Here is a 26,729-nt window from a genome sequence, read left to right as displayed (position 1 = left end):
CGGCGGCGCGGCGGAAACGTCGCGCCGTCACACGTTGGCCATCTGAAAGCGTTTCCAGATTCCGTGGACGGTCAGTTCACGGAAGGCGGGAGCTATAATTGCGGTTTTCCCGCACCCGCCACAGGAAATACATGAGCATCGAACAGCTGGCTGAAACCGCCCAGGCCATGGTCGCCCCGGGCAAGGGCATCATCGCGATCGACGAATCCACCGGCACCATCGGCAAGCGCTTCGCCAGCGTCGGCCTGGAGAACACCGAAGAGAACCGTCGCGCCTACCGCGAAATGCTGCTGACCACGCCGAAGCTGAACGAGCATATCTCCGGCGCGATCCTGTACGACGAGACCATCCGTCAGTCCACCAAGGACGGCGTGCCGTTCGCCAAGTACATGGCCGACCACGGCATCATCCCGGGCATCAAGGTCGACAAGGGTGCCCACCCGCTCGCCGGCTGCCCCGGTGAGATGGTGACCGAAGGCCTGGACGGCCTGCGCGAGCGCCTGCAGGAGTACTACAAGCTGGGTGCGCGCTTTGCCAAGTGGCGTGCGGTGATCAACATCGGCGAAAGCATCCCGTCGGGTACCTGCATCGAGTCCAACGCCCACGCGCTGGCCCGTTATGCGGCGCTGTGCCAGGAATGCGGCCTGGTGCCGATGGTCGAGCCGGAAGTGATCATGGACGGCGACCACGACATCGAGACCTGCTACGAAGTCACCGAAGCCACCCTGCGTTCGCTGTTCGACGCGCTTTACCAGCAGAACGTGCTGCTGGAAGGCACCATCCTGAAGGCCTCGATGGTCATCTCCGGCAAGGGCTGCGAAGAGCAGGCCGACGTCGAGGAAGTGGCCGAGTCGACCGTGATGTGCCTCAAGAGCACCGTGCCGGCGATCCTGCCGGGCGTGGTGTTCCTGTCCGGCGGCCAGAGCGATGAGCAGTCCACCGCACACCTGGATGCCATGAACCAGATGGGCAACCTGCCGTGGCCGCTGAGCTTCTCCTACGGCCGCGCCATGCAGCAGGCCGCGCTGAAGCTGTGGGCCAAGGACACCAAGGCCAACATCGCCAAGGCACAGCAGACCGTGTACGACCGCGCCAAGGAAAACGGCCAGGCGGCACTGGGCAAGTGGAACGGCTGATACCGGCCTGACCGCACATGAAGAAACGCCGGCCTCGCGCCGGCGTTTTTTTCGGTGGGGTAGAGCCACCCCATGGGTGGCTGCGCGCGGTGCTTGGGTGGCTGTGCGCGGTGCCTGCGGGGGGCTGTGCGCGATGCCCGGATGGCTGCGCGCGGTGCCTGATCGCAAGCAGGCAGCAGCCACGCATGGCGTGGCTCTACCCGTCGCGGTCTGGCACGATGCGATCCACATTGCCCGGATGGATGCCATGATCGTGCGACGCTGCGTTGGGGTGTTGGTGTTACCGCTGCTGTTTGGTTGCTGCGTGGTACACGCTATGCCGCCACGCGGTTTCGACGTGCTGCACTACAGCGTGGCGCTGGTGCCCGATATCGCCGCCAAGCGCGTGCAGGGGCAGCAGACCGTTCGTTTCAGGGCGGCGCAGACGCTGTCCACGCTCACGCTCGATGCGGGCACACTCGAGGTGACGTCGGTGAAGCAGGGCGGTCGCGCGCTGGCCTTCGCGCAGGCCGACCAGCAGTTGCACATCACACTGGCCACGCCGCTGAAGCCCGGTGCGTCGGCCGAGCTGCAGATTCTCTACCACGGTGCGCCGGCGTTCGGCCTGGTGTTCGCCCCCGAGCGCGAGGAGGTCTACACGATCTTCTCCACCAGCCAGTGGATGCCATCGGTGGATGCGCCCGATGAGCGCGCCACGCTGGATCTGTCGGTAACGTTGCCGTCGGCGCTGCTGGCCATCGGTACCGGCCGCGCGCTGCCCACGCGCACGTTGGCCGATGGACGCCGGGAACATCGTTGGCGGCTGGACACGCCGATGCCCGGTTACGTGTATGGCTTCGCGGCCGGCCGCTACCAGCAGGCCACGCAGCAGCAGGGTCCGGTGCAGCTGCGTTTCCTGTCGGTGGACCGCACGCCGGCGCAGCTGCGGACGGTGTTCGTGCGTACCGGCGACATGCTCGGCTTCTTCGCGGCACGCGCCGGGCTGCCATATCGCGGTGACTATCAGCAGGCGCTGGTGGCAAGCACCATCGGGCAGGAAATGGCGGGTGTGTCGTTGATGTCCGAGGCGTACGGCCAGGAGGTACTCGACGATGCCGACCAGACCGCGTTGATGGCACATGAGGCCGCGCACCAATGGTGGGGCAACCGGGTCACCTGCGCCGGCTGGGAGCATTTCTGGCTCAACGAGGGCATGGCCAACTTCATGACCGCCGCTTACCTGCAGCAGGCGCAGGGCGAGGTCGCCTACCAGGCGCAGGTGGAAGGCTGGCGCAAGCGCTTGGATGCGCTACGGGCCAAGGGCGCGGACCACGCGCTGGTGTATGCCGATTGGAACGCCCCTACCGCCGATGACCGCGCGGTGGTCTACCGCAAGGGCGCCTACGTGCTGCACCTGCTGCGCGGCGAACTCGGCGAAGCGGTGTTCTGGCGCGGCCTGCGCGATTACACCGTCACCAACGACGGACGCTCGGTGGTCACCGCCGATTTCCAGCGGGCCATGGAGAAGGCCGCTGGGCATTCGCTGCAACCGTTCTTCGACGAATGGGTCTATACCGCTGGATCAGCGGCGCGTTGACCGGTCTGCGACGCTGGCAAGTCCCTCAGGCGGCAGAGTGCGGCCAGGCGAAGATTCACAAAGCGGGCGGGCGCAGCGTCCACGCTAGGGTCGCCGCGCGGTCGACTGTACGTGCGCTGCGTTATCGCGATCGTGGGCTGTATGCCGGCCGGACACAGCGGGTCGCGAAAAGCCCGCTACGTTCCATCGCCATGCCGACATTGAACAGTGTCCGGGGGTCGGCAGTCGGCAGGGGGTAACCCTACCTTGGCAACGGCAACGTCGATCGCTCCAGCTCTGGCAAGATGACCGGCGTTCGCTCCCTCAGTGCGCCGCAGCCGGCGGCAGCCCAAGCTCCAGCGACGGCAGCAGCGTTGACGGTGGCGCCTCGAACGGTTGGCCCAGCGTGGCCAACGCGGACTGGTACGCCTTGAACGTCGCTGCGTTGTAGGCCACCAGGATGATGCGCTGCGGTTCGCGGTGCGAGCGCTGCCAGGCCACCGTTTCAGTGGCGGCGATCAGCGCGGCCTGGTGCAGCGGGTACCCGAACACCCCGCAACTGATGGCCGGGAAGGCGATCGAATGCAGGTCCATCTTTTCAGCCAGCTGCAGCGACTTCCAGTAACAGTTGGCCAGCAGCGCCGGTTCGTCGCGCTGGCCGTCCTGCCAGACCGGGCCGACGGTGTGGAAGATATGCCTCGCCGGCAGGTCATGACCGGCGGTGGCACGCACCTCGCCCGTCGGGCAGCGCACGCCCGGCCGGATCTGCGCCATGGCTTCGCATTCGGCCAGCAAGCCTGGGCCGGCCGCACGATGGATCGCGCCGTCCACGCCGCCCCCGCCGAGCAGGGATTCGTTGGCCGCATTGACGATCGCATCCACCGCCAGGGTCGTGATGTCGCCCTGCCACACTTCGATCTTCATGCGTACCACTCCTGACTGAAACCGGGTCCATGCAACGGGATGTCGCCTTGTTACTGCACCGTACCGGGCAGCAGGTCGAGGTTGCGTCATCATCGTCTCAGACAGTGCGACCCGGTGTGCACTGCCTTGCAAATACACGATGCGGGGTGTCGGCTTCACCCCAGATGAAGCAAACCCCGACACCTGAATGCGACAACGCCCACCGAAGGGTGGGCGTCGCGGGGTGCCATCATGACAACGCGGCGATCAGGGCAGACCGGCCAGCCAATCGTCGTCGGAGCCTTCGATGATGTCGGCAAACAGCGGGGTGGAGAAGTAGCGCTCGCCGGTGTCCGGCAGCATCGCCAGGATCACGCTGCCCTTCTCGGCACGCGCGGCGATGTCCAGCGCGCTGGCCATGGTGGCACCGGCGGAGATGCCGACGAAGATGCCTTCCTCGACGGCGAGCCGGCGCGCGGTTTCGATCGCGCGGGTGTCCTCGATGGTCAGCAGCTCGTCATACACGCTGCGGTTGAGCACCTCGGGCACGAAGTCCGGGGTCCAGCCCTGGATCTTGTGCGGCTTCCATTCGTCGCCCTTGAGCAGGGCGGCGCCGGCCGGTTCGGTCGCCACGATGCGGGTTTCCGGACGGGCCACCTTGAGCACTTCGCCCACGCCGGTCAGGGTGCCGCCGGTGCCCCAGCCGGTGACGAAGTAGTCCAGGCGCTTGCCGGCAAAATCGCGCAGGATTTCCGGCGCGGTGGTATTGCGGTGATACGCCGGGTTGGCCGGGTTGGCGAACTGGCTGGCCAGGAACCAGCCGTGTTCGTCGGCCAGTTCCTTCGCGCGGCGGACCATGCCCGAGCCGCGTTCGGCGGCCGGGGTCAGGATCACCTTGGCCCCGTACGCGCGCATCAGCTTGCGACGCTCGATCGAGAAGGTTTCCACCATGGTGGCCACGAACTTGTAACCGCGTGCGGCCGCCACCATCGCCAGCGCCACGCCGGTGTTGCCCGACGTCGCTTCGACAATCGTGTCGCCGGGCTTGAGCACGCCACGTGCCTCGGCATCGAGAATGATCGCCAGCGCCAGGCGGTCCTTGACCGAGCCACCGGGATTGAACGATTCCACTTTGGCGTAGACGGTGACGTGGTCGGGGGCGATGCGGTTCAGACGTACCACCGGGGTATTGCCGATGGTGTCCAGGATGGAGTTGTACAGGGCCATGGGATGCTCCGAAGAAGTCCGTTCACCGCGCCCGGCGCGGCAGGGGGAGAGGGCAGGGCAGACCGTAGACCCGGCATATGCCCCCGGGAAATGACCTGATACCCTTCTTAAACAACATTTGGTTATAAGCTGGTGACGGCAATTGCCCTACAGTCGGATTGCCCTCCCTTTGCCAGCCGTGCCGCACGCCCATGACGCTGACCCAACTCCGTTATCTGGTGGCCATCGCCGACGCCGAGCTCAACATCACGCTGGCGGCCTCGCGCGTGCATGCCACCCAACCCGGCCTGTCCAAGCAGCTCAAGCAGCTGGAGGATGAACTGGGCTTCCTGTTGTTCGTGCGCAAGGGTCGCAGCCTCGAAGCGGTGACCCCGGCCGGGGTGGAAGTGATCGGCCGCGCCCGCGCCGTGCTGTCTGAAGCCAACAACATCCGCACCTACGCGGCCAACCAGCGCCGCGAAAGCCAGGGCCAGCTGATCCTCACCACCACCCATACCCAGGCGCGCTTCGTGCTGCCGCCGGCGGTGGCGAAGATCAAGCAGGCCTATCCGCAGGTGAGCGTGCACCTGCAGCAGGCCGCTGAAAGCGATGCGCTGGACCTGCTCAGCCAGGGTGATGCGGACATCGCGATCATCAGCACCGCGGGCGGTGAGCCTAACGCCGGCCTGGCCATTCCGCTGTACCGCTGGCGCCGACTGGTGCTGGTGCCGCGCGGGCATGCGCTGGACCGCCCGGGCGCGGCACCGGACCTGCAGGCGCTGGCCAACCACCCGCTGATCAGCTACGAATCCTCTACCCGCGGCAGCTCCTCGCTGCAGCGGGCCTTCGCCAGTGCCGGGCTGACGCCGGACATCGCGCTGACCGCGTTGGACGCGGACCTGATCAAGACCTACGTGCGCACCGGCCTGGGCGTGGGGCTGCTGGCGGAAATGGCGGTCAATGCCAGCGACGACGACCTGCGTGCGTGGCCGGCCCCGGCCCCGATCGACGAGTGCATCGCCTGGGCGGTGCTGCCGCGTGATCGCGTCCTGCGCGACTACGCGCTGGAGCTGGTGCACGTGCTTGCCCCACAGATCGATACCCGCGACCTGCGCCGGGTAATCGACGGCAACCAGGAGGCCAACTGGCCGCTGCCGCCCACCTGGGAATCGCTGACGCAGACCATCACCGTCTGAGAAGCGACGGTGACGGCCGCGCATGCTTCCTCTACCCCCGCGCCGTTGGCGCGCCCGCTTCAACAGAAGGGGGCTTTTCTCCAGAGGGGTTGAGGCGTTCGGTGGGCGCTTCGAACGGGCCGCTGCGACGGTTGGTCGCAGGGCTCCGGGCTGCCCTGCCCAAGGTCGGGCGCTACCATGAGGGGGTGAACGTCCGCCGTCGCCCGTATGCCGTCTTTCTTCAGCTTGCCTTCGTGGCGACGCTGCTGATGGCGCTGGCGCCGCTGGTCAGCCGCTGGCAGCAGGCGCACGCCGAGGCACCGGTGATGCTCATGCCGACCGGGATGGCCCACGCGATGTCGGGGCCGTTGGATGCCCACGCCGGACACGTCATGGCGCATCAGGACATGCAGCACGACGGCACGCAGCACCATCACATGCCGACGCAGCCGATGCCGGTGCACACCATGCAGGGCGCTCACGAGCAAGCGGCACCGTCGCCGCCGATGAGCGAGCACGCCGGGCATGGCGACGCCTGCGAGTACTGCATGATGGCCTCGCGGCTGATGCCGTGGCTGGCGGTGCTGATCCTGCTGTTGCCGGCGATGCCGGTCATCGCGCCGCGCGTGCGTCGCGCGGTGCCCACGCCACGCAGCCTGCGCTGGCCTGCCCACGCCGCGCGCGGCCCGCCCGCGCGCTCCTGAAAACCACCGCTCTTCCTGCCCGTGTCGCCGTGATGGCGGCGCATGCCTGCGTGCTTTTCTGGAGTTTCACCATGACTGTTGCTTCCCGCAGCGCGGGCGCACTGACGCGCCTGTCTGTTTCCCTGTCGCTGGCCCTGGCGGCGCTGCCGCTGCATGCCGCCAATGACGACGCCCGCACCCTCGACACCCTGGTGGTGACCGCCAGCGCGCCATCCTCGCCGCTGCACTGGGTCACCGACCCGCGCCTGCCGCGCCAGCCGGTCCCAGCCAGCGACGGCGCCGATTACCTCAAGACGGTTCCTGGCTTTGCCGCCATCCGCAACGGCGGTACCAACGGTGATCCGGTCCTGCGCGGCATGTTCGGCTCACGCCTGAACATCGTCAGCAACGAAGGCAACCTGATCGGCGCGTGTCCGTCGCGTATGGACAACCCGCTGTCCTACATCGCCCCGGAAACCTTCGACCGGTTGACCATCATCAAGGGGCCGCAGAGCGTGCGCTGGGGTGCCGGTGCGTCGGCTGGCACGGTGCGCTTCGAGCGCGATACCCCGCGCTTCGATGCCCCGGGCATCGACCTCAACGCCAGTGCGCTGGTTGGCTCGCGCAACCGCAACGACCAGGTGCTCGACCTCACCGCCGGTGCCTCGCAGGGCTACGTGCGGGTCAACGGCAACCGCTCCGAAGCGGACGATTACAAGGACGGTAACGGCGACGTCGTGCCATCCAAGTGGCGCAAGTGGAACAGCGACGTCGCCGTCGGCTGGACGCCCGATGCGGACACCGTGCTGGAGCTGTCGGCCGGCACCGGCGACGCCATCGCCCGCTATGCCGGCCGTGGCATGGATGGCGCCGCGTTCAAGCGCACCAGCTATGCGGGCCGCTTGGAGAAGGACAACCTGCCCGGCGCCTGGGACAAGCTGCTGGCCAATGTCTATTACAACGACGCCGACCACGTGATGGACAACTACACCCTGCGCACGCCCAACCCGGACAGCAGCATGCCGATGCCGATGGCGGCCAATGTCGATCGCCGCACGACGGGCGCCCGCATCGCCTCCGAATGGCGCTGGCAGGACATCGCCCTGGTGGCCGGCGTCGATGCGCAGGACAGCCGCCACCGCAGCCGCAGCGGCATGGGTCGCAACACCTATCGCCAGCAGTCCTGGAACACCGACGCGCGCTTCGAAAACCTGGGTGCCTTCACCGAAATCACCCTTGGCGAAGGCACGGCGCAGCGCTGGGTCGGCGGCCTGCGCATTGACCGCGCCGAGGTCACCGACGAACGCCGTCGCGCCGGGATGATGGCCATGCCCAATCCAACCGCCGGCCAGCAGCGCCGCGAAGACCTGGGCAGCGGCTTCCTGCGCATCGAACGCGATCTCGCCCCATCGCTGACCTGGTATGCGGGCATCGGCCACAGCGAGCGCATGCCCGACTACTGGGAGCTGTTCTCGCCCGACATGGGCCCGATGGGCGCGGCGAACGCGTTCGCCGGTATCCAGCCGGAAAAAACCACCCAGCTCGACCTTGGCCTGCAATACCGCAGTGACCGCCTCAATGCCTGGGTATCGGCCTACGCCGGCCGGCTGCAGGACTACATCCTGTTCGCCTACCGGGAGGGCGGCATGATGGGCAGCATGACTCAGGCCGACAACGTGGACGCGCGCATCGCCGGCGCCGAAGCCGGCGCGGAATTGGTCCTCACCGAACAGTGGAAACTCGGCGGTACGCTCGCCTACGCATGGGGCGAAAACCGCAGCGACGGCACGCCGCTGCCGCAGATGCCGCCGCTGGAGGCGCGCGTGAGCGCCAACTGGCAGGGCCAGCGCTGGAGCATGGGCGCACTCGCCCGCGCCGTCGCCCACCAGCACCGCGTCGCCGCCAACCAGGGCAATGTCGTGGCACGCGACCTCGGCCCCAGCGCCGGCTTCGCCACTCTCGCACTCAACGCCGGCTACCGCCTCAGCGATGCGCTGCAGCTCAGCGCGGGTATCGACAACCTGTTCGACCGCGCCTACCGCGAACACCTCAACCTGGCCGGCAGCGCCGATTTCGGCTTCCCCGCTGATCCGATCCGGATCAACGAGCCGGGCAGGACGGTGTGGATGAAGGTGAATTACCGCTATTGAGCACGCGGCAGAATCCGCCGTTCGCCAGCAAGGCGCGGGTATCGACCGTTGGAATTCAAGGGCAGCCGGCCAACGGTCGGTTCAAGGGCAGCCGACCAACGGTCGGTTCAAGGTCAGCCGACCGACGGTCGGTTCAAGGGAAGCCGACCAACGGTCGGCTCAAGGGCAGCCGACCAACGGTCGGTTCAAGGGCAGCCGACCAACGGTCGGCTCTACGGGGCTTCGGCGCACGACATTGGCCTCCCGCGGGGCGTTGACGTCATCCGACACGCTCTGACACACACCGATACACCCCTCGACCACCCCAGCACGAAAGGCGTTACCCCCGTCACCGGTCGCCCTGCCGGCCCCGGTAAACGCTTGGCACATATGCCCGGTCAGCCCCGACCCGTACACTCGGCGGTCGTGGAATTAACGGGATTTTTTCAAATGTCGGGACGCATCACCGCGCGCATCGCCGCTGGCCTCACCCTGGCCTTCCTGGTCGGGTGCAGCAGCAAGGACGACGCCGCGCGCCGGCCGGCAGACGCCGTACCGGTCACTACCCAGGTGGTGCAGCCCTCGGCGTGGAATGACACCCTCCAGGCGCTGGGCACGGCCAAGGCCCGTGAATCGGTGACCATCACCGCCAAGGTCAGCGAAATCATCGAAACCGTGCACTTCGACAGCGGCCAGCAGGTCAGAGCCGGTACGCCGCTGGTGACCTTGCGGGGGCAGGCACAGGAAGCGGCCCTGCTGCAGGCCCAGGCCACCTTCGCCGAAGCGGACCAGCTGTACAAGCGCCAGCGGGAACTGGCCGCCCAGCAACTCGTCGCCAGCGCCACCCTGGACACCCAGCGCGCCATCCGCGATGCGGCCGAAGCCCGGGTGCGCGAAATGCAGTCGGACATCGGCGACCGCCGGGTCCGCGCGCCCTTCGCCGGCGTGCTCGGCATCCGTCAGGTGAGCGCCGGCTCGCTGGTCACCCCCAGCACCACCATCGCCACGCTGGATGACATCGAGCGCATGCACGTCGACTTCCAGGTGCCCGAAGCCGAACTGGCCAGCCTCACCACCGGTGACAAGGTCACTGCCAGCAGCGTCGCCTATCCGGGCCGCAGCTTTGAAGGCACGGTGGCCACCATCGATACCCGCGTCGATCCCGGCACCCGCGCGGTCACCGTCCGCGCCGACTTCATCAATGCCGACCATGCCCTGCGTCCCGGCATGTTGCTGGACATCCGCATGTTCCGCCCGGAACGCCAGGCGCTGGTCATCCCCGAAATCGCCGTGGTCCAGGTCGGTCGCGATTCCTTCGTCTACCGGGTCAAGGCCGACCACAGCGTCGAGCGCAGCGACGTCAGCAGCGGCGCCCGCCGCGCCGGCGTGGTGGAAATTCTCAGCGGGCTCAAGCCCGGCGACCGCATCGTGGTGGACGGCACCGGCAAACTGCGGCCGGGCCTTAAGGTCGACGACCGCCCCGACACCGCGCCCGCCGCCAAGCCCGCGGACCCGGCAGGATGAAGCTGTCCGACGTCTCCATCCAGCGCCCGGTCTTTGCCGTGGTGATGAGCCTGCTGCTGGTCGTGCTGGGCATCATGTCCTTCACCCGGCTGACCCTGCGCGAGCTGCCGGCCATCGATCCGCCGATCGTGTCGGTGTCGGTCGATTACACCGGCGCCTCGGCGGCGGTCATCGAAAGCCGGGTCACCCAGGTGCTGGAAGACGCGCTGGCCGGCATCGAAGGCATCGATACCATCAACGCGCGCAGCTCCAACGGCCGCGCCCAGGTGAGCATCGAGTTCAACGCCAGCCGCGATATCGAAGCGGCTGCCAACGATGTGCGCGATGCGGTCAGCCGCGTCGCCGACCGCATGCCCGAAGAGGCGCGTCCGCCGGAAATCGCCAAGGTCGAATCCGATGCCGACCCGATCATCTGGTTCAACATGGCGTCCTCGAGCATGGACACCCTGGAGCTGAGCGACTACGCCGACCGCTACGTGGTGGATCGCTTCTCCAGCCTGGACGGCGTAGCCCAGGTCCGCATCGGCGGCCGCCAGCGCTACGCCATGCGCATCTGGCTGGACCGCGACCAGATCGCTGCGCGCGGCCTCACCGTGGGGGATGTGGAAACCGCGCTGCGCAATGAAAACGTGGAACTGCCCGCCGGCCGCATCGAATCGACCGACCGTGATTTCACCCTGCGCGTGGAGCGCAACTACAGCAAGCCCGAGGACTTTGCGACCATCCCGCTGGGCAAGGGCAATGACGGCTACGTGGTACGCCTGGGCGACGTGGCGAAGATTGAACTGGCGTCCTCCGAACGCCGCGCCTACTACCGCAGCAACGGCGAGCCGGGCATCGGCCTGGGCATCGTCAAAACCTCCACCGCCAACGCACTGGACGTGGCCCGTACCGCGCGCGCCGAGGCCGAGCGCGTCGCACTGACCCTGCCCGAAGGCACCCGCATCTTCGTCGCCTTCGACAACACCACCTTCATCGAAGCAGCCGTGGATCGCGTCTACGCCACCCTGGTGGAGGCGATGCTGTTGGTGCTGGCGGTGATCTGGCTGTTCCTGGGCAGCTTCCGCGCCGCGCTGATTCCTGCGGTGACTGTACCGGTGTGCCTGGTCGCCGCGTTCATCGCGCTGTACGCCTTCGGCTTCTCGATCAACCTGCTGACCCTGCTTGCCTTGGTGCTGTGCATCGGGTTGGTCGTCGATGATGCGATCGTGGTGGTGGAGAACGTGCAGCGGCGTATCGACCTGGGCGAGCCGCCGCTGGTGGCCTCCAAGCGCGGTACCGCGCAGGTCGCCTTCGCGGTGATCGCCACGACCGCCGTGCTGGTAGCGGTGTTCCTGCCGGTGGGCTTCCTGGAAGGCAATACCGGCCGCCTGTTCCGCGAACTGGCCGTCGCCCTGGCCGCCGCGGTGGCGCTGTCGGCGTTCGTCTCGCTCACGCTTACCCCGATGATGGCGTCCAAGCTGCTCAAGCCGCATACCGGGCGCGCCCCGCGCGGCCTGCACGGCGTCATCGATCGCAGCCTGGCACGTGTGTCCGGCGCCTATGGCCGCGTGCTGGAAAAGCACGTCGGTCGCACCTGGATCTACGTAGTGGTGATGTTGCTGTCGCTGCTGGCCAGCGCGCTGCTGCTCAAGCTGCTGCCCTCCGAGCTGGCCCCGGCCGAAGACCGCGGCTCGTTCCAGATCATGATCGACGGCCCCGAAGGCGCCGGCTACGACTACACCGTCGGCCAGGTGCAGCAGGTGGAGAAGATCGTGTCCGGCTTCGTCGGCGACGACAAGCCGATCGTGCGCGCCAACCCGCGCGTGCCCGGCGGTTTCGGGGCCAGCGAGGAAATGCACACCGGCCGCATCAGCGTGTTCCTGCAACCGTGGAAACAGCGCGAGGTGGCCACCCCGGACGTCGCCGCCGACCTGCAGAAGCACCTGGATGGCCTGCGCGGCGTGCGCGTGCGCACCCAGGTGGGCGGCGGGCTGGTCCGCAGCCAGGGCCAGCCGTTCCAGATCGTGCTCGGCGGGCCCGAGTACGCCGAGATCGCGCAGTGGCGCGACCGCATGCTGCTGCGCATGGCCGACAACCCCGGCCTGGTCGGCGTGGACTCGGACTACAAGGAAACCCGGCCGCAGATGCGGGTCAACATCGATCGCCAGCGCGCCGCCGACATGGGCGTATCGGTCACCGCGATCGGCAGCGCGCTGGAAACCATGATGGGCTCGCGCCGCGTCACCACCTTCGTCGACAACGGCGAGGAGTACGACGTGCTGGTCCAGGCCGGTCGCGATGGCCGTGCCTCGCCGGCCGACCTGGCCGCCATCCGTGTCCGTGCCAGTAACGGCGAACTGGTGCCGCTGTCCAATCTGGTCACCCTCAGCGAAGTGGCCGAAGCGGGCAACCTCAACCGCTTCAACCGGCTGCGCTCGATCACCATCAGCGCCGGCCTGGCCCCGGGCTATCCGCTCGGCGAGGCGATTGCCTGGGCGCACCAGACGGCCAGCGAAGAACTGCCGCAGCACGCGCAGCTGGATTGGAAGGGCGAATCGCGCGAATACCAGAACGCCGGCAGCGCGGTGCTGCTCACCTTCGCCATGGCGCTGCTGGTGGTCTACCTGGTGCTGGCCGCGCAGTTCGAGAGCTTCATCCATCCGCTGGTGATCATGCTGACCGTGCCGTTGGGCGTGCTCGGCGCACTGCTCGGCCTGTATGTCAGTGGCGGCAGCATCAACCTCTTCAGCCAGATCGGCATCGTGATGCTGGTCGGGTTGGCGGCCAAGAACGGCATCCTGATCGTGGAATTCGCCAACCAGCTGCGCGACGAAGGCCGCAACGTCCACGCGGCCATCGTCGAATCGGCGGTGGTGCGCCTGCGTCCGATCCTGATGACCTCCATCGCCACGGTGGTCGGCGCGATCCCGCTGGTGGTGGCCGGGGGGCCGGGGTCGGCCAGCCGAGGCACCATCGGCATCGTGGTGATCTTCGGCGTCACCGTGTCCACCTTCCTGTCGCTGTTCGTGGTGCCGGCGTTCTACTCGCTGCTGGCCCCGTATACGCGTTCGCCCGAAGCCGTGGCGCGTGAGCTGGAGCGGCAGGAGGCGGAGACGCCTTCGGTGGGCGGTCATGCCTGATCCGGCGATCCCCCGCTTCGTCGGTGAGGGTTTCGTGCTGCGCCAAGCCTACGGCGAGCCGGTCGGGCGCGGGCTGCGCGACTGCTTCTCCTATCTGTTTTTGCGGCTGCGCAGCCTGTAGCCCAGCGTTGCCGTAGAGGCAGCCGGGCATGGCCCGGCTCTACCGGGGCTCGGGTCGCTCCGGGGTAGAGGCAGCCGGGCATGGCCCGGCTCTACCGGGCTGGGGTCGCTCCGGGGCAGAGGCAGCCGGGCATGGCCCGGCTCTACCGGGCTGGGGTCGCTCCGGGGCAGAGGCAGCCGGGCATGGCCCGGCTCTACCGGGCTGGGGTCGCTCCGGGGCAGAGGCAGCCGGGCATGGCCCGGCTCTACCGGGCTGGGGTCGCTCCGGGACGGAGGCAGCCGGGCATGGCCCGGCTCTACCGGGGCGCGGGTTTCTCCGGGGAGAACCGGGCATCCTGCCGGGCCGATGAAGCGCTGCCGCTACCGTAGCGGCCCCCGATCGTGGAGAATCGAGCCGGTCCCCTCCAGCCGACGGGACGTCCTTTATTTTCCGCCGACTGGAGAGAGCGCGTGGAAGCAGCCGTACATTTCGTCAACAGCATCATCTGGAGCAAGGCACTGATCGCGGTGTGCCTGGGCGCCGGCCTGTTCTTCAGCATCCGTACCCGCTTCATGCAGATCCGCGGCTTCTTCGAGATGTGCCGCCTGACCGTGCAGGGCGAGAAGTCCGACGCGGGCGTGTCCTCGTTCCAAGCACTGGCCATGTCGATGGCCGGGCGCATGGGCATCGGCAACATCGCCGGCGTGGCCACCGCCATCGCCTTTGGTGGCCCCGGCGCGATCTTCTGGATGTGGGTGATGGGCTTCCTCGGCGCCTCAACCTCCTATGTCGAGTGCACGCTGGCGCAGATCTACAAGACCAAGGATGCCGAAGGCCGTTACCGCGGCGGCCCGGCGTACTACATCGAAAAGGCCATGGGCCTGAAGTGGTACGCGCTGGCCTTCGCCGTGGCCACGATTATCGCGGCCGGCTTCCTGATGCCGGGCGTACAGGCCAACGCGATTGCCGACAGCATCATCAACGCCTGCCGGGGCGGCGCGCTGTGCGGCCCGCTGGATGGCCAGTTCATGGGCATGGAATCGGTGCAGGCGCTGAAGCTGGGCATCGGCATCGTGGTGGCGCTGCTGCTGGGCGTGGTCATCTTCGGCGGGGTCAAGCGCATCGCCAACTTCGCCGAGGTGGTGGTGCCGTTCATGGCGGCCGCCTTCATCCTGATGGCCATCGTCATCATGATCATCAACTACGACCGCGTGCCGGAAATGTTCGGCATCATCTTCGACAGCGCCTTCGGCACCCACGCCGCATTTGGCGCGATGATGGGCCTGGCGGTGGAGTGGGGCATCAAGCGCGGCATCTATGCCAACGAGGCCGGCCAAGGCTCGGGCCCGCATGCTGCGGCCGCTTCGGAGGTCTCGCATCCGGCCAAGCAGGGCTACGTGCAGGCCTTTGCGATCTACTTCGACACCATGATGGTGTGCACCGCCACCGCCTTCCTGATCCTGGCCAGCGGCACGTACAACGTGTACTCGCCGGTGGCCGGTGCCGAACCAATCTTCCAGGGCCTGGCGGGCATCCCCGAAGGTGCCGGCTATGCGCAGGCCGGCGTGGAAGCGGTACTGCCCGGCTGGGGTGCCTCGTTCGTGTCGGTGGCGATCTTCTTCTTCGCCTTCACCACGATCATGGCCTATTACTACATGGCCGAGACCAACCTCAGTTACATCAACCAGAACCGCAAGCGGCCGCTGACCGTGCTGGTGCTGCGCCTGGGCATCATCGGCATGGTGGTGTTCGGCGCGTTCCACAACGCCACCCTGGCCTGGGCGCTGGGCGACATCGGCGTGGGCCTGATGGCCTGGTTGAACATCATCGCCATCCTGATCGTGCAGCGGCCGGCGATGCTGGCCCTGCGCGATTACGAACGACAGAAGAAGCTGGGCCTCGACCCGACCTTCGACCCCGATGCCCTGGGCATCAAGAACGCCGATTTCTGGCGTCAACGCAAGCTGGAGTTGTCCCGTAGTGAATGATCCCTGGAAGAATGCCCGCCGCCCGTCCTCGCGACCGCCGCGGGCAACCCCGTTGCCCCCGCGCGAGGGCGGCACGCCGCCACCGCCGGGGCGTGGCAACGACGAACTGCGCCTGTACGGGTGGAACGCGGTGCAGGCGCTGTTCGAGAAGCGCCCGCAGGCGCTGCGCAAGCTGTACCTGGCCGAATCGCTGATCCCGCGCATGCAGCCGGTACTGAAATGGTGCGTGGCCAACCGCGTCGGCTATCGCGTGGTGGAGGAGGGCGACCTCAACAAGCTCGCCGCCACCACCCACCACGAGGGCGTGGTCGCCGACGTGCTGCGCGCGCCGATGCTCGACCTGGATGCGTGGCTGGACACACTGCCTGCCGGCAAGCCTGCGCTGGCGCTGTGGCTGGATGGCGTAGGCAACCCGCACAACTTCGGCGCGATCCTGCGCTCGGCGGCGCATTTCGGCGTGACCGGGCTGCTGCTGCCTCCCGGTTCCACCCTGGCGCTGTCCGGCGCTGCCGCGCGCGTGGCCGAGGGGGGCGCCGAATCGGTGCCGCTGGTGCGTTTGCCGGAACTGCCGGAGGCGATGGCGCAGCTGCGCCAGGCCGGTTTCGGGCTGGCCGCGACGCTGGTTGACGGCGGCAACGACCTGTTCGCCAGCGATGTGCCGGCGCGCCTGGTCTATGTGATGGGCGCCGAAGGTGAGGGCATGGATCGTGAGCTGGCGCAGGACTGCGATCAGCAGCTGTCCATTCCCGGCACCGGTGCGGTGGAGAGTCTCAACGTGGCATCGGCGACAGCGGTGTTGCTGTCGCACTGGTACGCACGCCAGGCACGCTGAGCAGGACGCGGTTTTCGGGTAGCGCACGTGCGCGCTTCTCCAACCCGGTGTGATCGGTGTCACCGATAGCGTCGTGACTACACGGGATTCGGATTATTCGCATAGTGAGCGGCCCATGCGCTGCGTCACAGTGCAAGGCGGTGCTGTGTTGGGTGGGTGAGGAGAGACACCCGCCCAGCGCGGCGCCGTTGTCCGGACCGCAGTACGTCTGTGGCGCTCACCGCGTGGGGTGTGACGAGTCCCGGAAGCCCGGTCGTTTTTCGACCGGGCTTTTTTTTGTTCTTCTGCCTTCCGTGGGCAAGCAGAAGCGCGCCCTGAGGCTCTTTCCGCGCCTTGGTCGGTGGGTTGGGCGCTGGGCCCCCATGCCCTTTCCGGCGAATGTCCTCCGGCGTCGGCCTACGGCCGCCACCTCCCCCTTTATTTCGCCTCCAAGGGCATGGGGGCCCAGCGCCCAACCCACCGACCAAGGCCAGAAAAGCCTGGCGTGCCCCTGCTACCGGCTGCTACGGGGCCCTCCCGCTCGCGACAGGCCCGAGCGGAGACACCACCGATCCAGAGACGGCGCCTGGATCCCGTCCGCATGCATATCGCCCTGCGCCATTTCCATGTCCCTTGGAACAAGACGCTCCCTGCCACTGCAGGAAGCACCTTTTTCTAGAGCACCGCGATCAACAAGCGCAAGGCGACGACGCCACGCCGTCGCGCGCTGCGATCATTCGTTCGGCGGCGTGGTCGGCTTGGCCTCGCTGCCGAAGCTGCCCTCGGCCTCGGCCGCCAGGTAGGCAAACACCGTGTACGCCGCCACGTTCTGTGCCAACGCGGCCGGGTCGATCTTGTCCAGGGTGTCGTCGGCGGTGTGGTGCAGGTTGAAGTAATCGCTGCCGTCCTGCGCAAGCCAGGCCCACGCACCGCCCTTGGCCGCCAGCGGACCCACGTCCGGGCCCGGGCCACCCTTGTCAGCGGCGTACTCGATGCCCAGCGGCTTGAGTACTTCGGCGATCTGGCGGGTTGCCTCGCGCGAGCCCTCCGGGTTCGGCGAGCCAGTGTTGAACGCATAGATGCGGCCCGCACCGAAGTCGCTCTCGGCGGCCAGCTGGTGCAGCACCACGTCCTTGGCATGCGCTTCGGCATAGGCCTTGCCGCCGTACAGACCCTGTTCCTCGTTGGCGAACGCAACCACGCGGATGGTGCGCTTGGGCGCCTGCTTCAGCTGGCCGATCAGATGGCCGGCGGCCATGGTGATGCCCACGCCGGCGCCATCATCGATCGCCCCGGTGCCCAGGTCCCACGAATCCAGATGGCCGCCGATCACCACCACTTCCTTGGGCAGGCTGCGCCCTGTGATCTCGCCGATCACATTGTAGGAGGTGGCCTTGCCGTCCCAGCCGCAGTCCAGGGTGAGCTTGAGCGTGGTGCTGCCCAGCGCCACCAGGCGCGCCAGCTGGTTGGCATCGGGCACCGACAACGCCGCCGACGGCACCGGGGTGAGGCCGTCGTCGAAGCGGGTGATACCGGTGTGCGGCACGCGGTGCGAATCGGTACCGGCCGAGCGCATCACAAAGCCCACCGCGCCTTTGCGGATCGCCTCGGACGGCCCCTTGCTGCGCACCGCGCCGCCATTGCCGTAGTCGCGGCCATCGCGGTAGGCGGTCATCTGGTAATCGACGAAGGCGATCTTGCCCGCCAGCGAGCCGGCCGGCGCGGCCTGCAGCGCGGCCAGGTCGGCAAAGCGCACCACCTCGGCTTCGACCGTGCCACCCGGGCTGCCGCCCAGCGCGGTGATGGTCAGCGGCTGGGCATGCTTGCCGGTGACCTGCGCATGCTCACTGCGGCGCTCCCACTTGGGGAAGGTGACCGGCTCGGTCCACACTTTGTCAAAGCCCAGCGATTTGAACTTGGCCACCGCCCAGGCCACGGCGCGCGGATCGGCTTCACCGCCGGCGATGCGCGGGCCGATCTCGGTGGTGAGCGATTCGACCACCTTCCAGCCGGTGTCGTCCTTGAGGGCCTGCTCACGCAGCTCGGCGGCGGTGGCCAGCGACTTCGGCGGCAGCGTGGTGGTGCCCGTCGCCGCGAAGGCCGGCGCGGCCAGCAGGGCGAGGGAGGATGCGATGGCAAGGACGCGGCGACGCATGGACAGCTCCGGGAAACGGGACGGAAGCCCCCGAGCTTAGCAGCCTGCCAGCGCCGCACATGGGCGGTAGGTCATGCTCCGGCGAATGCTGTTTTCCAAAAGCGAAAACCCCGCCGGAGCGGGGCTTTCGATGGGTAGTGCCGGCCGCTGGCCGGTTCCGCGCGATGCACGATATCCGTGGAGCCGGCCAGCGGCCGGCACTACCGTTTCCGTGCTGCCGGCCAGCGGCGGGCCGCCGACAGTGCTGCCTCAGTGCTTCAGGTTGTCGCGGATTTCGCGCAGCAGCAGCACTTCTTCGCTCGGCGCCGCCGGGGCGGCCGGCTCGGCCTGCTTCTTGCGGGCCAGGCGGTTGATGAACTTCACGACCATGAAGATCGCAAAGGCCACGATCACGAACTGCACCACGGTGTTGAGGAAGTCGCCGTAGCCGATCACCACCGCCGGAATCTCCTTGCCATCTGCGGCAATCCGCGCCGGGGCCAGCGTCCAGGCCAGTTCGGAGAAATCCACCCGCCCGATCATCCAGCCGAGCGGCGGCATGATGATTTTGTCCACCAGCGCGGTGACGATCTTGCCGAACGCCGCACCGATGACCACACCGACCGCCAGGTCGATGACGTTGCCACGCATGGCGAACTCTTTGAACTCAGTCAGTACACCCATCGGGCTCTCCTGTCGTATCGGGGGAATCAAAGGACGCCGCAGCGTAGCGCAGCGCGTGTCATCCGGCGATGATGCCGTGGCGCTCGGCCACGTTCTCCAGCCGCGCGCTGAAACGGTCGCCCGGCTTCAACGCGGCCACGCCCGATGGGGTGCCCATGAAGACCAGGTCGCCGGCCTTCAGCGCCCACAGCTTGGACAACTCGTGCAGGATCTCCGGCACGTTCCAGATCATCTGGTCCAGCAGCGACTGCTGGCGTACTTCACCGTTGATCTCCAGCGACAGGTTGAGCGCGGCCAGATCGCCCACTTCCGCCGCCGGCACCAGCTCGCTGACCGGGGCGGACTGGTCGAAGCCCTTGGCCGGATCCCACGGATGGCCCTTGGCCTTGGCCTGGGCCTGCAGGTCGCGCCGCGTCAGGTCCAGGCCGACGCCGTAGCCGAACACCAGTGCTTCGGCCTGGTCGACCGGCAGCTCACCGGCGGGCGCATCGCGGCCGATCGCCACCACCAGCTCCACTTCGTGGTGCAGGTCCGAGGTCGCCGACGGGTAGGGGATCACATCGTCATGCCCGACCACGATCGCATCGGCGGGCTTGCTGAAGAACATCGGGCGGCCCCGATCCTCGGCGGCCGGCACGGCCGCGCCCATCTCGCGCGCATGGTCGGCGAAGTTGCGCCCGACACAGTAGATGCGGCGCACCGGGAAGGTGCCGCCACCGGCAACCGGAATGCGCGGTGGCTCGGGCGTGGGGATTACATCGGTCATGCTCGCGTCCTGTCACGTAAGGTCACGGGCAGTCTAGAACGCGCGCGCGCGACATGCCACGCCGAGGCGTGGCCGTTGGCGTTCAATGCAGCGGAGTTCAGAACACGCCGCGCGGGCGCGCGCGGCGGAACCTCAGCGCGACAGCGGCAAGGCTTGCTTGCGGACCACGTGGTACTCGGCGTCGACCACGTGCGGGTCGCTCGGGCGCGCGTTCTGCTTGCGCTGGGCGAGCAGCTTCCATGCCAGACCGGCGATGATCATCGCCGCACCCACGAAAACCCCGACAAACACCAGCGCGGCCAGGATCGCCAGGCCCAGCAGACCCACCGCAACGCGCACCAGCGGATGGCGCGGCTTCCGCGGCGCGAACAGGGTGCGGAACGAGTTGAACTGGAAGAAGCGGTTGTACATGGCGTTTCTTTGGCTGAAGTCAGCGAACTCCGAGTATCCGGGCTGGCCACTGTCATTGAGTGAAAAACTCGTTAAATGGCGACGCTGTTCATTTCAAATCAATGACTTGTGTTCATCGCGCAGCCAGCCAGATGAGGGCGTGAGAGAATGTGATCCCGTTGTCCGACTGCCTCCGCCATGTCTGCACCTGATACCGCCGTAGCCCCGCTGATCGCGCTGGATGCCGTTGCCGAGGCCGGATTTGCCGAGGTGGACGTGACGCTCGAGGGGGACAGCGAGTCTGTCGTGCTGTATCGGGAAGGCGATGACGTGCGTGGCTGGCTGAACATCTGTCCCCATGCCGGGCGCCGCCTGGACTGGGCGCCCGGCCAGTTCCTCAAAAGCCGCGAAGGCCATCTGGTGTGCGCTGCCCACGGGGCATCGTTCTCGCTGGACGATGGCACCTGCGTGGCCGGCCCCTGCAAGGGCGACCGCCTGCGTTCGGTAGCGCTGCAGGTGCGCGATGGTCAGGTGTGGCTGCGATGAAGCGCAGTGCCGGCCGCTGGCCGGCTGTGTCTGGTGTCGGTTGCACGACGAGCCGGCCAGCGGCCGGCACTCCCGGTCATTGCACGTACGTTGCCAACGGTCCGATGGCCGTCAGAACATCAGGTTGATCATCAACACCACTACGGCGGTGTAGATCAGCGACAGCGGCGCGCCCACCCGCCACAGTTCGCGCGGTGTGTAATTGGCCGGGCCGGTGATCATCGAAATCACCGGGTTGGAGGCGGTCATCAGGTTGTTGGACGCCGACAACGCCACGATCAACGCGAATGCGGTCGGATTGCCACCGGCCGCCAACGCCAGGTTGACCGCGATCGGCACCATGACGATGGTCGCCCCCACATGGCTGATCACCAGCGAGAACATCGTGGTCAGCAGCGCCAGTGCGATTTCCAGCACCCACACCGGGATGCCGGTGGGCAGGCGGTCGATGGTGTGGCCGGCGATCCAGGCCGCCGCGCCGCTGCTGTCCATCGCCCAGCCCAGCGGGATCAGCCCGGCCATCATGAAGATGGTCTTCCAGTTGATCGAGGCGTAGGCCTCGTCCATGCGCAGCACGCCGGTGAGCAGCATGCCGGCCACGCCGGTCATCAGGGTCAGCGCCACCGGCAGCTTGGAGGTCAGCGCGATCAGGATGGTGATGGCGAAGATGCTCATCGCGATCTTGAACTTGTGCGGGCGCTGCTCACCCTTGGGGTAGTCGGTGACCACCACGAAGTCGCGGCTCTTGGCGGCCTGCGCCAGATCGGTCCAGATGCTGTGGAACACCAGCATGTCGCCGGCGCGCAGCGCCACGTTGCGCACGTCCTCGCGGATCACCTGCTTGTCGCGGTTGATCGCCAGCAGGCTGATGCCGCGCTGCTTGCGCAGGCGCAGCTCCGAAGCGGTCTTGCCGATCACGTCCGAGGTCGGCGGGATCACCGCTTCGGAAATACCCGCGCGGCTGGGATTGAACAGGTCGCCCAGGTGCTTCAGGCGCGAGGACATGCGCAGGAACTGGTTCTGCGCGAAATCGCCTACCTGCTGGCGCGCCCCCATCACCCCGAGCACGCTGCCGACCCAGATGCGCATTTCCGCCGGCGGTGCCAGGCGGGTGTCGTTGCCGGTCTTGAGCGCCAGCAGCAGCGGTGCGTCGTGCACGTTCTCGGCCTCGCCCAGGGTCATGCCGACCAACGGGCTTTCGGCGGTGACCACCAGCTCGAACACGTCGCCTTCGATGCCGTAGGTCTTGGCAAAATAGCTTTCGGTACGGGCCGGAGTGACGCCATCGTTGGCGAGGGTTTCTTCCTCGACCAGCTTGCGGTCGCCGAAGTAGCGGAAGTACAGCAGCGAGGCGATCAACAGCGCCACGCCGATCGGCAGCGGCGCGAACATGCGCAGCGGCTCGATGGTGGCCAGGCCCGAGGGCAGGTTGTTGTTGGCCGAAGCCAGCAGATCGTTCAACAGGATCAGCGGCGAGTTGCCGACCATGGTCAGCGCACCGCCCATCACGATCGCCGCGGCGATCGGCAGCAGCAGCCGCTGCAGGGTCAGCCCGGTGCGGGCGGCCAGCCGCGAGGCGACCGGCAGGTACAGCGCCATCACCGAGGGGTTCTGCATGAAGGACGAGTTCAAGCCGGCGATCGCGGTGGTCATCATCAGCAGGCGGGTTTCAACGCCATGCCCGCGCCGCAGCAGCCAGGCCGCCAGCCGGTTCAACGCCCCGGTGCGGTCCAGGCCCGCACCGAGGATGGTGGTGGCGATGATGCTCATCACCGCGTTGCCGGAGAAGCCGCCGAAGATTTCCTCCGGCGCGATCAGCCCGGTGACGCCCAGCACCACCAGCACCACCAGCGCCACCACGTCGGCGCGGATGCGCTCGAACAGGAACATCGCCATCGTGAAGCCAACCAGCCCGAGGACGAGCTTCATATCGGTGGTCAGCGTCAGCGCGGTGTCCATGGGGTGGCGCGGTTCCTTGGGGTGGGATCAGGTACGGTCGTACAACAGGTCCCACACGCCATGGCCGAGCTTCTGGCCACGGGTCTCGAAGTGGGTCTGCGGGCGCCACGCGGGACGTTCCACCTGGCCACGCGGCCCGGCGCGGTTGCTCAGCCCGGCGGTGGCGTCGAGCACGTCCCACATCTGCTCGGCATAGTCTTGCCAGTCGGTGGCGCAATGCAGGCGGCCGCCGACGCGCAGCTTGCGCACCAGCAGGTCGGCAAAGCCGGGCTGGATCAGGCGGCGCTTGTTGTGACGCTTCTTGTGCCACGGATCGGGGAAATAGATGCGCACTTCATCCAGCGCGCCATCGGCGATCTCCTTCTCCAGTACTTCCACCGCATCGTGGTGGTACAGACGCACGTGATCGGCGTTGTCGTCGGCCAGTGCGTTGAGCAGGCGGCCCACGCCGGGGGCGTGCACTTCCAGGCCGATGTAGTCGCGGCTGGGGTCCTGCTGGGCGGCAAAGCGCAGCGCGGCCCCGTTGCCAAAGCCGATCTCCAGCACCTTGGGCGCATCGCGCCCGAAGGTTGCCTCCAGGTCGCGCGGCTCGCCGGTGAAGTCCAGGCCGAAGCGCGGCCAGCGGTCGTCGAACGCGCGCTGCTGGGCCGGGGTGAAGCGGCCCTGGCGCAGCACGAAACTGCGCACCTCGCGGCGGCCTTCGGTGATGGTGAAGGGCTTGGGCGGTGCCTTGGCACCGGCGCTGTCGAAGGGATTGGTCATCAGCCGATCAACCCGTCGATCGGCGAGGAGGCACTGGCGTAGCGCTTGCGCGGAATGCGCCCGGCCAGGAAGGCCTCACGCCCCGCTTCGACCGCCTTGCGCATCGCGCTGGCCATCAGCACCGGGTTGCGTGCACCGGCGATGGCGGTGTTCATCAGCACGCCATCGCAGCCCAGCTCCATCGCGATCGCCGCGTCCGATGCCGTGCCCACGCCGGCGTCGACGATGATCGGCACGTTGGCGTCTTCGATGATCTGCAGCAGGTTGTACTTGTTCTGGATGCCCAGCCCCGAGCCGATCGGCGCGGCCAGCGGCATCACCGCAACGCAGCCGATCTCCTCCAGGCGCTTGGCCAGGATCGGATCATCGGAGGTGTAGACCATCACCTCGAAGCCATCCTTGACCAGCACCTCGGCGGCCTTGAGGGTCTGCACCACGTCCGGGTACAGGGTCTTCTGGTCGCCCAGCACTTCCAGCTTGGTCAGGTTGTGCCCGTCCAGCAGCTCGCGCGCCAGGCGGCAGGTGCGCACCGCGTCGTCGGCGGTGTAGCAGCCGGCGGTGTTGGGCAGGATCGTGTAACGGTCCGGCGGCAGCACGTCCAGCAGGTTGGGCTCGCCCGGGTTCTGCCCGATGTTGGTGCGGCGGATCGCCACGGTGACGATCTGGGCCCCGGCGGCATCGGTGGCGATGCGGGTTTCTTTCAGATCCTTGAACTTGCCGGTGCCGGTCAGCAGCCGGGAACTGTAGGTCTTGCCGGCGATCACCAGCGAATCAGTGGGGGCATGTGCATTCATGGGTCGAATTATCGCCTATCGCGCGTCACGATGCTGCGGCTGCAGCGACCGTCGAGTGCCGGTGGTGGCGGCGCTGACGCTGTTCAACCGCCGCCCAGCGCATGCACGATTTCCACCTCGTCGCCGTCCTGCAGCAGGTGGTCGGCGTGGCGGCTGCGGGTGATGATTTCGCCATTGACCTCCACCGCGACACGGCGTTCGAGCAGGTTTTCGATCTGCAGCAGGTCCAGGACGGTGGCGCTTTGCGGAAGCTGGCGGGTGTCGCCGTTGAGCACGATGTTCATGACGCCATTGTCCCTAATTGTGGCCGGTGTGCGTACCCTTGCCGGCCCGCTGCCGGGGCGGCGGAGGCCGCCGTGCGGGGTTTCCAGAGGCCCGGGGCGATTTCATGCGGCGACGCAGCGTGAATTGCCCGGGGCGCAGTGAAACCATTGCCACCGTGCGCCGGCGTACGTCGGCTGTTCCCCACCCCAAGGAGCTTTACATGCTGCTCAGCAAGCGCCCCCTGCGTTCCCTGATGGCCGTGGCCATCGCCATGGCCGCCCTGCCGGCCATGGCCCAGCAGTCCCCCTATACCAAAACCGTGTTCATCGGCGACAGCCTCACCGATGCCGGTTACTTCCGCCCGCTGCTGCCGGCCGCAGTGCGACCTGTCACCGGCCAGTCCACCACCAACCCGGGCTGGACGTATGCGCAGTTCGTCGCCGACTACTACGGCACCAATGCCTCGGCGCACGGCAACGGCCAGAACGGCGACAACTACGCCATCGGTGGCGCCCGCGTGGGCGTGGATAGCAGTCTGACCCTGGCCCCGGGCACCCCGGCGGTGCCGGTGTACTCGCTCAAGACCCAGACTGCGCAGTACCTGGCTGCCAACGGCGGCAAGGCTGACGCGAACGCGCTGTACACCGTGTTCGGCGGCGCCAACGATCTGTTTGCCATCCAGGCCGGCGCGCCGCTGGTGTCCACGCTGACCAACGCGGTGACCGACCAGGTCGGCATCGTCGCTACCTTGAAGGGTGCCGGCGCCCAGTACGTCGTGGTCCCGACCATTCCCGACGTCGGCCTGACCCCGGGCGCACGCGCGGGCGGCGCGGCCGGCATGGCCGCCGGCACCGCGCTGGCCAAGGCCTACAACGATGCCCTGTTCGCCGGCCTGAAGGCTGCTGGCCTGCAGGTGATTCCGGTCGACACCTTCCACGTCCTGCAGGAAATCGTGGCCAACCCGGGCCAGTACGGCTTCGTCAACGTCACCAGCCCGGCCTGCACCACGGCCTCGTCGCTGACCTGCAGTCCGCTGGCCTACGTCACCCCGAGTGCCGCGACCACCTACGTGTTCGCCGATGGCGTGCATCCGACCGCTGCCACCCATGAAATGCTGGGCCAGTACACCCTGTCGATCCTGGAAGCGCCGCGCAACCAGCAGATCCTGACCCACTCGGCGCAGACCGTGGGTCGTTCGCGCGCCGACCAGGTCAGCTGGCACCTGGGCGGCCGTCCGGCCGATGGCCTGAGCTGGTGGGGCAACCTGCGTGGCGACATGCAGCGCTACGCCCACGCCGACCTGTACGACGGCATGGCTCCGGCTGGCCTGTTCGGCGTGGACTGGGCGCGTGACGGCATGGTGCTCGGCGGCTTCGCCGGCTACGGCCGCATGGACGCGGACTTCGGCAAGAACAAGGGCGATTTCACCCAGTCCGACACCTCGCTGGGCCTGTTCGCCGGCTGGTACGGCGAGCGCGCCTGGGTCAACGCCCAGCTCAGCTACAGCTGGCTGGACTATGACGTGACCCGCAAGCTCCAGCTGGGGCCGGCCACCCGCATCCACGAAGGCTCCCCGGAAGGCAGCAACCTGACCGCAGCCCTGAACGCCGGCTACGAGTTCGGCACCGAGGGCGGCTTCCGCCACGGTCCGGTGGCCGCAGTGATCTGGCAGAAGGTCAAGCTGGACGGGTACACGGAGAGCAACCCGAGCGCTACCGCGCTGGGCTACGCCGACCAGGATGCCGACTCCACCGTGGGCCGCATCGGCTGGCAGGCGCGCTTCGACGGCGGCAGCGTCAAGCCGTACGTGCAGGTGACCTACGACCACGAGTTCGAGGACAGCAGGCAGGCCAGCGCATGGCTGCAGTCGATGCCGGAAGTGGGCATGTACAAGGTGCCGGGCCTGGAATTCGACAAAAACTACGCCACCGCCGTACTGGGCGCTCGCGTCAGCATGTGGGGCCTGAACAGCAACGTGGGCATCAGCACCACCACGCTGCAGAAGCGCGCCCGCGACGCAACGCTGTTTGCCAGCTTCAGCGGCAGCTTCTGATCCACTTCGCGCAGCGCTCCTGACCGGGCGCTGCGCGGAGCGGGT

Annotated in this window: 22 protein-coding genes; 12 read left to right on the top strand and 10 right to left on the bottom strand. The window is 67.6% G+C overall.

The window, feature by feature from the left end; genetic code table 11:
- The first annotated feature begins 131 nt into the window (after window positions 1-131).
- Together NR101_RS04795 and NR101_RS04790 are read left to right on the top strand one after the other, a co-directional pair.
- Window positions 132-1,136, top strand: coding sequence for a class I fructose-bisphosphate aldolase (locus tag NR101_RS04795; RefSeq protein ID WP_256777445.1), 1,005 nt, complete (start codon window positions 132-134; stop codon window positions 1,134-1,136).
- Window positions 1,137-1,452: 316 nt separating this feature from the next.
- The gene (locus NR101_RS04790; RefSeq protein WP_256777444.1) at window positions 1,453-2,712 is read left to right on the top strand and encodes a M1 family metallopeptidase; all 1,260 of its coding nucleotides are present in this window, start codon (window positions 1,453-1,455) and stop codon (window positions 2,710-2,712) included.
- A gap of 303 nt (window positions 2,713-3,015) precedes the next feature.
- On the opposite strand, the gene NR101_RS04785 is transcribed toward NR101_RS04790, so the two are convergent.
- Together NR101_RS04785 and cysK are read right to left on the bottom strand one after the other, a co-directional pair.
- Window positions 3,016-3,615 (bottom strand): O-acetyl-ADP-ribose deacetylase, encoded by a 600-nt coding sequence (locus tag NR101_RS04785; protein ID WP_256777443.1) that lies wholly within the window; start codon window positions 3,613-3,615, stop codon window positions 3,016-3,018.
- A 246-nt stretch (window positions 3,616-3,861) separates the two neighbouring features.
- On the bottom strand, window positions 3,862-4,821 hold the full coding sequence (gene cysK / locus NR101_RS04780; protein WP_256777442.1) for a cysteine synthase A: 960 nt from the start codon (window positions 4,819-4,821) through the stop codon (window positions 3,862-3,864).
- A 191-nt stretch (window positions 4,822-5,012) separates the two neighbouring features.
- Here cysK and NR101_RS04775 point away from each other — a divergent pair, with 191 nt between their 5' ends.
- From NR101_RS04775 to NR101_RS04740, 8 genes are all read left to right on the top strand, one after another.
- The gene (locus NR101_RS04775; RefSeq protein ID WP_256777441.1) at window positions 5,013-5,996 is read left to right on the top strand and encodes a LysR family transcriptional regulator; all 984 of its coding nucleotides are present in this window, start codon (window positions 5,013-5,015) and stop codon (window positions 5,994-5,996) included.
- 248 nt (window positions 5,997-6,244) lie between these two features.
- Complete coding sequence (locus tag NR101_RS04770; protein WP_256777452.1) at window positions 6,245-6,679, top strand: DUF2946 family protein; 435 nt, start codon at window positions 6,245-6,247, stop codon at window positions 6,677-6,679.
- 71 nt (window positions 6,680-6,750) lie between these two features.
- On the top strand, window positions 6,751-8,808 hold the full coding sequence (locus NR101_RS04765) for a TonB-dependent copper receptor (protein WP_256777440.1): 2,058 nt from the start codon (window positions 6,751-6,753) through the stop codon (window positions 8,806-8,808).
- Between the two features lie 429 nt (window positions 8,809-9,237).
- Window positions 9,238-10,311 (top strand): efflux RND transporter periplasmic adaptor subunit, encoded by a 1,074-nt coding sequence (locus NR101_RS04760; protein WP_256777439.1) that lies wholly within the window; start codon window positions 9,238-9,240, stop codon window positions 10,309-10,311.
- A complete protein-coding gene (locus NR101_RS04755; protein WP_256777438.1) occupies window positions 10,308-13,433 on the top strand; it encodes an efflux RND transporter permease subunit in 3,126 nt (1,041 codons plus the stop codon). The genes NR101_RS04760 and NR101_RS04755 overlap by 4 nt, the downstream gene beginning before the upstream one ends.
- The gene (locus tag NR101_RS04750; protein ID WP_256777437.1) at window positions 13,426-13,554 is read left to right on the top strand and encodes a hypothetical protein; all 129 of its coding nucleotides are present in this window, start codon (window positions 13,426-13,428) and stop codon (window positions 13,552-13,554) included. The genes NR101_RS04755 and NR101_RS04750 overlap by 8 nt, the downstream gene beginning before the upstream one ends.
- A 449-nt stretch (window positions 13,555-14,003) precedes the next feature.
- The gene (locus NR101_RS04745; protein ID WP_256775531.1) at window positions 14,004-15,521 is read left to right on the top strand and encodes an alanine/glycine:cation symporter family protein; all 1,518 of its coding nucleotides are present in this window, start codon (window positions 14,004-14,006) and stop codon (window positions 15,519-15,521) included.
- Between the two features lie 52 nt (window positions 15,522-15,573).
- On the top strand, window positions 15,574-16,353 hold the full coding sequence (locus NR101_RS04740) for a TrmH family RNA methyltransferase (RefSeq protein WP_256775535.1): 780 nt from the start codon (window positions 15,574-15,576) through the stop codon (window positions 16,351-16,353).
- A gap of 712 nt (window positions 16,354-17,065) precedes the next feature.
- On the opposite strand, the gene NR101_RS04735 is transcribed toward NR101_RS04740, so the two are convergent.
- The 4 genes from NR101_RS04735 to NR101_RS04720 all read right to left on the bottom strand — a co-directional run bounded on the left by NR101_RS04735 (window position 17,066) and on the right by NR101_RS04720 (window position 20,327).
- Window positions 17,066-18,487, bottom strand: a complete 1,422-nt coding sequence (locus NR101_RS04735; RefSeq protein WP_256775530.1) for a M28 family peptidase — start codon at window positions 18,485-18,487, stop codon at window positions 17,066-17,068.
- A 249-nt stretch (window positions 18,488-18,736) separates the two neighbouring features.
- The gene (gene mscL, locus NR101_RS04730) at window positions 18,737-19,150 is read right to left on the bottom strand and encodes a large-conductance mechanosensitive channel protein MscL (RefSeq protein ID WP_121039325.1); all 414 of its coding nucleotides are present in this window, start codon (window positions 19,148-19,150) and stop codon (window positions 18,737-18,739) included.
- Between the two features lie 58 nt (window positions 19,151-19,208).
- Window positions 19,209-19,916 carry a fumarylacetoacetate hydrolase family protein gene (locus NR101_RS04725; RefSeq protein WP_256775529.1) on the bottom strand — a complete coding sequence of 236 codons (708 nt, stop codon included), beginning with the start codon at window positions 19,914-19,916 and terminating at the stop codon, window positions 19,209-19,211.
- A 132-nt stretch (window positions 19,917-20,048) separates the two neighbouring features.
- Complete coding sequence (locus NR101_RS04720; RefSeq protein ID WP_256775528.1) at window positions 20,049-20,327, bottom strand: hypothetical protein; 279 nt, start codon at window positions 20,325-20,327, stop codon at window positions 20,049-20,051.
- Between the two features lie 177 nt (window positions 20,328-20,504).
- Here NR101_RS04720 and NR101_RS04715 point away from each other — a divergent pair, with 177 nt between their 5' ends.
- Window positions 20,505-20,852, top strand: coding sequence for a Rieske 2Fe-2S domain-containing protein (locus NR101_RS04715; protein ID WP_256775527.1), 348 nt, complete (start codon window positions 20,505-20,507; stop codon window positions 20,850-20,852).
- Window positions 20,853-20,963: 111 nt separating this feature from the next.
- On the opposite strand, the gene NR101_RS04710 is transcribed toward NR101_RS04715, so the two are convergent.
- The 4 genes from NR101_RS04710 to thiS all read right to left on the bottom strand — a co-directional run bounded on the left by NR101_RS04710 (window position 20,964) and on the right by thiS (window position 24,651).
- The gene (locus NR101_RS04710) at window positions 20,964-22,811 is read right to left on the bottom strand and encodes an SLC13 family permease (protein WP_256775526.1); all 1,848 of its coding nucleotides are present in this window, start codon (window positions 22,809-22,811) and stop codon (window positions 20,964-20,966) included.
- 27 nt (window positions 22,812-22,838) lie between these two features.
- Entirely contained in the window at window positions 22,839-23,573 is a 735-nt protein-coding gene (trmB, locus tag NR101_RS04705) for a tRNA (guanosine(46)-N7)-methyltransferase TrmB (RefSeq protein ID WP_256775525.1), read from the bottom strand.
- Window positions 23,573-24,367 carry a thiazole synthase gene (locus NR101_RS04700; protein ID WP_256775524.1) on the bottom strand — a complete coding sequence of 265 codons (795 nt, stop codon included), beginning with the start codon at window positions 24,365-24,367 and terminating at the stop codon, window positions 23,573-23,575. The genes trmB and NR101_RS04700 overlap by 1 nt, the downstream gene beginning before the upstream one ends.
- An 83-nt stretch (window positions 24,368-24,450) precedes the next feature.
- Window positions 24,451-24,651, bottom strand: a complete 201-nt coding sequence (gene thiS / locus NR101_RS04695; protein ID WP_256775523.1) for a sulfur carrier protein ThiS — start codon at window positions 24,649-24,651, stop codon at window positions 24,451-24,453.
- A 233-nt stretch (window positions 24,652-24,884) separates the two neighbouring features.
- Here thiS and NR101_RS04690 point away from each other — a divergent pair, with 233 nt between their 5' ends.
- A complete protein-coding gene (locus tag NR101_RS04690; RefSeq protein ID WP_256775534.1) occupies window positions 24,885-26,684 on the top strand; it encodes an autotransporter domain-containing protein in 1,800 nt (599 codons plus the stop codon).
- Window positions 26,685-26,729: the final 45 nt, after the last annotated feature.

This window comes from Stenotrophomonas sp. Ste86 (assembly GCF_024519465.1).
GTDB lineage: Bacteria > Pseudomonadota > Gammaproteobacteria > Xanthomonadales > Xanthomonadaceae > Stenotrophomonas.
The sequence above is the reverse complement of the archived record's forward strand: the minus strand, read 5'-3'. Positions and strand labels throughout refer to the sequence as shown.

What these genes read in the sequence shown, in the direction of transcription:
- NR101_RS04795 (WP_256777445.1), top strand. Translation starts at nt 132, where the DNA reads ATGAGCATCGAACAGCTGGCTGAAACCGCCCAGGCCATGGTCGCCCCG.
- NR101_RS04790 (WP_256777444.1), top strand. Translation starts at nt 1,453, where the DNA reads ATGCCGCCACGCGGTTTCGACGTGCTGCACTACAGCGTGGCGCTGGTG.
- NR101_RS04785 (WP_256777443.1), bottom strand. Translation starts at nt 3,615, where the DNA reads ATGAAGATCGAAGTGTGGCAGGGCGACATCACGACCCTGGCGGTGGAT.
- cysK (WP_256777442.1), bottom strand. Translation starts at nt 4,821, where the DNA reads ATGGCCCTGTACAACTCCATCCTGGACACCATCGGCAATACCCCGGTG.
- NR101_RS04775 (WP_256777441.1), top strand. Translation starts at nt 5,013, where the DNA reads ATGACGCTGACCCAACTCCGTTATCTGGTGGCCATCGCCGACGCCGAG.
- NR101_RS04770 (WP_256777452.1), top strand. Translation starts at nt 6,245, where the DNA reads ATGGCGCTGGCGCCGCTGGTCAGCCGCTGGCAGCAGGCGCACGCCGAG.
- NR101_RS04765 (WP_256777440.1), top strand. Translation starts at nt 6,751, where the DNA reads ATGACTGTTGCTTCCCGCAGCGCGGGCGCACTGACGCGCCTGTCTGTT.
- NR101_RS04760 (WP_256777439.1), top strand. Translation starts at nt 9,238, where the DNA reads ATGTCGGGACGCATCACCGCGCGCATCGCCGCTGGCCTCACCCTGGCC.
- NR101_RS04755 (WP_256777438.1), top strand. Translation starts at nt 10,308, where the DNA reads ATGAAGCTGTCCGACGTCTCCATCCAGCGCCCGGTCTTTGCCGTGGTG.
- NR101_RS04750 (WP_256777437.1), top strand. Translation starts at nt 13,426, where the DNA reads ATGCCTGATCCGGCGATCCCCCGCTTCGTCGGTGAGGGTTTCGTGCTG.
- NR101_RS04735 (WP_256775530.1), bottom strand. Translation starts at nt 18,487, where the DNA reads ATGCGTCGCCGCGTCCTTGCCATCGCATCCTCCCTCGCCCTGCTGGCC.
- mscL (WP_121039325.1), bottom strand. Translation starts at nt 19,150, where the DNA reads ATGGGTGTACTGACTGAGTTCAAAGAGTTCGCCATGCGTGGCAACGTC.
- NR101_RS04725 (WP_256775529.1), bottom strand. Translation starts at nt 19,916, where the DNA reads ATGACCGATGTAATCCCCACGCCCGAGCCACCGCGCATTCCGGTTGCC.
- NR101_RS04720 (WP_256775528.1), bottom strand. Translation starts at nt 20,327, where the DNA reads ATGTACAACCGCTTCTTCCAGTTCAACTCGTTCCGCACCCTGTTCGCG.
- NR101_RS04715 (WP_256775527.1), top strand. Translation starts at nt 20,505, where the DNA reads ATGTCTGCACCTGATACCGCCGTAGCCCCGCTGATCGCGCTGGATGCC.
- NR101_RS04710 (WP_256775526.1), bottom strand. Translation starts at nt 22,811, where the DNA reads ATGGACACCGCGCTGACGCTGACCACCGATATGAAGCTCGTCCTCGGG.
- trmB (WP_256775525.1), bottom strand. Translation starts at nt 23,573, where the DNA reads ATGACCAATCCCTTCGACAGCGCCGGTGCCAAGGCACCGCCCAAGCCC.
- NR101_RS04700 (WP_256775524.1), bottom strand. Translation starts at nt 24,367, where the DNA reads ATGAATGCACATGCCCCCACTGATTCGCTGGTGATCGCCGGCAAGACC.
- thiS (WP_256775523.1), bottom strand. Translation starts at nt 24,651, where the DNA reads ATGAACATCGTGCTCAACGGCGACACCCGCCAGCTTCCGCAAAGCGCC.
- NR101_RS04690 (WP_256775534.1), top strand. Translation starts at nt 24,885, where the DNA reads ATGGCCGTGGCCATCGCCATGGCCGCCCTGCCGGCCATGGCCCAGCAG.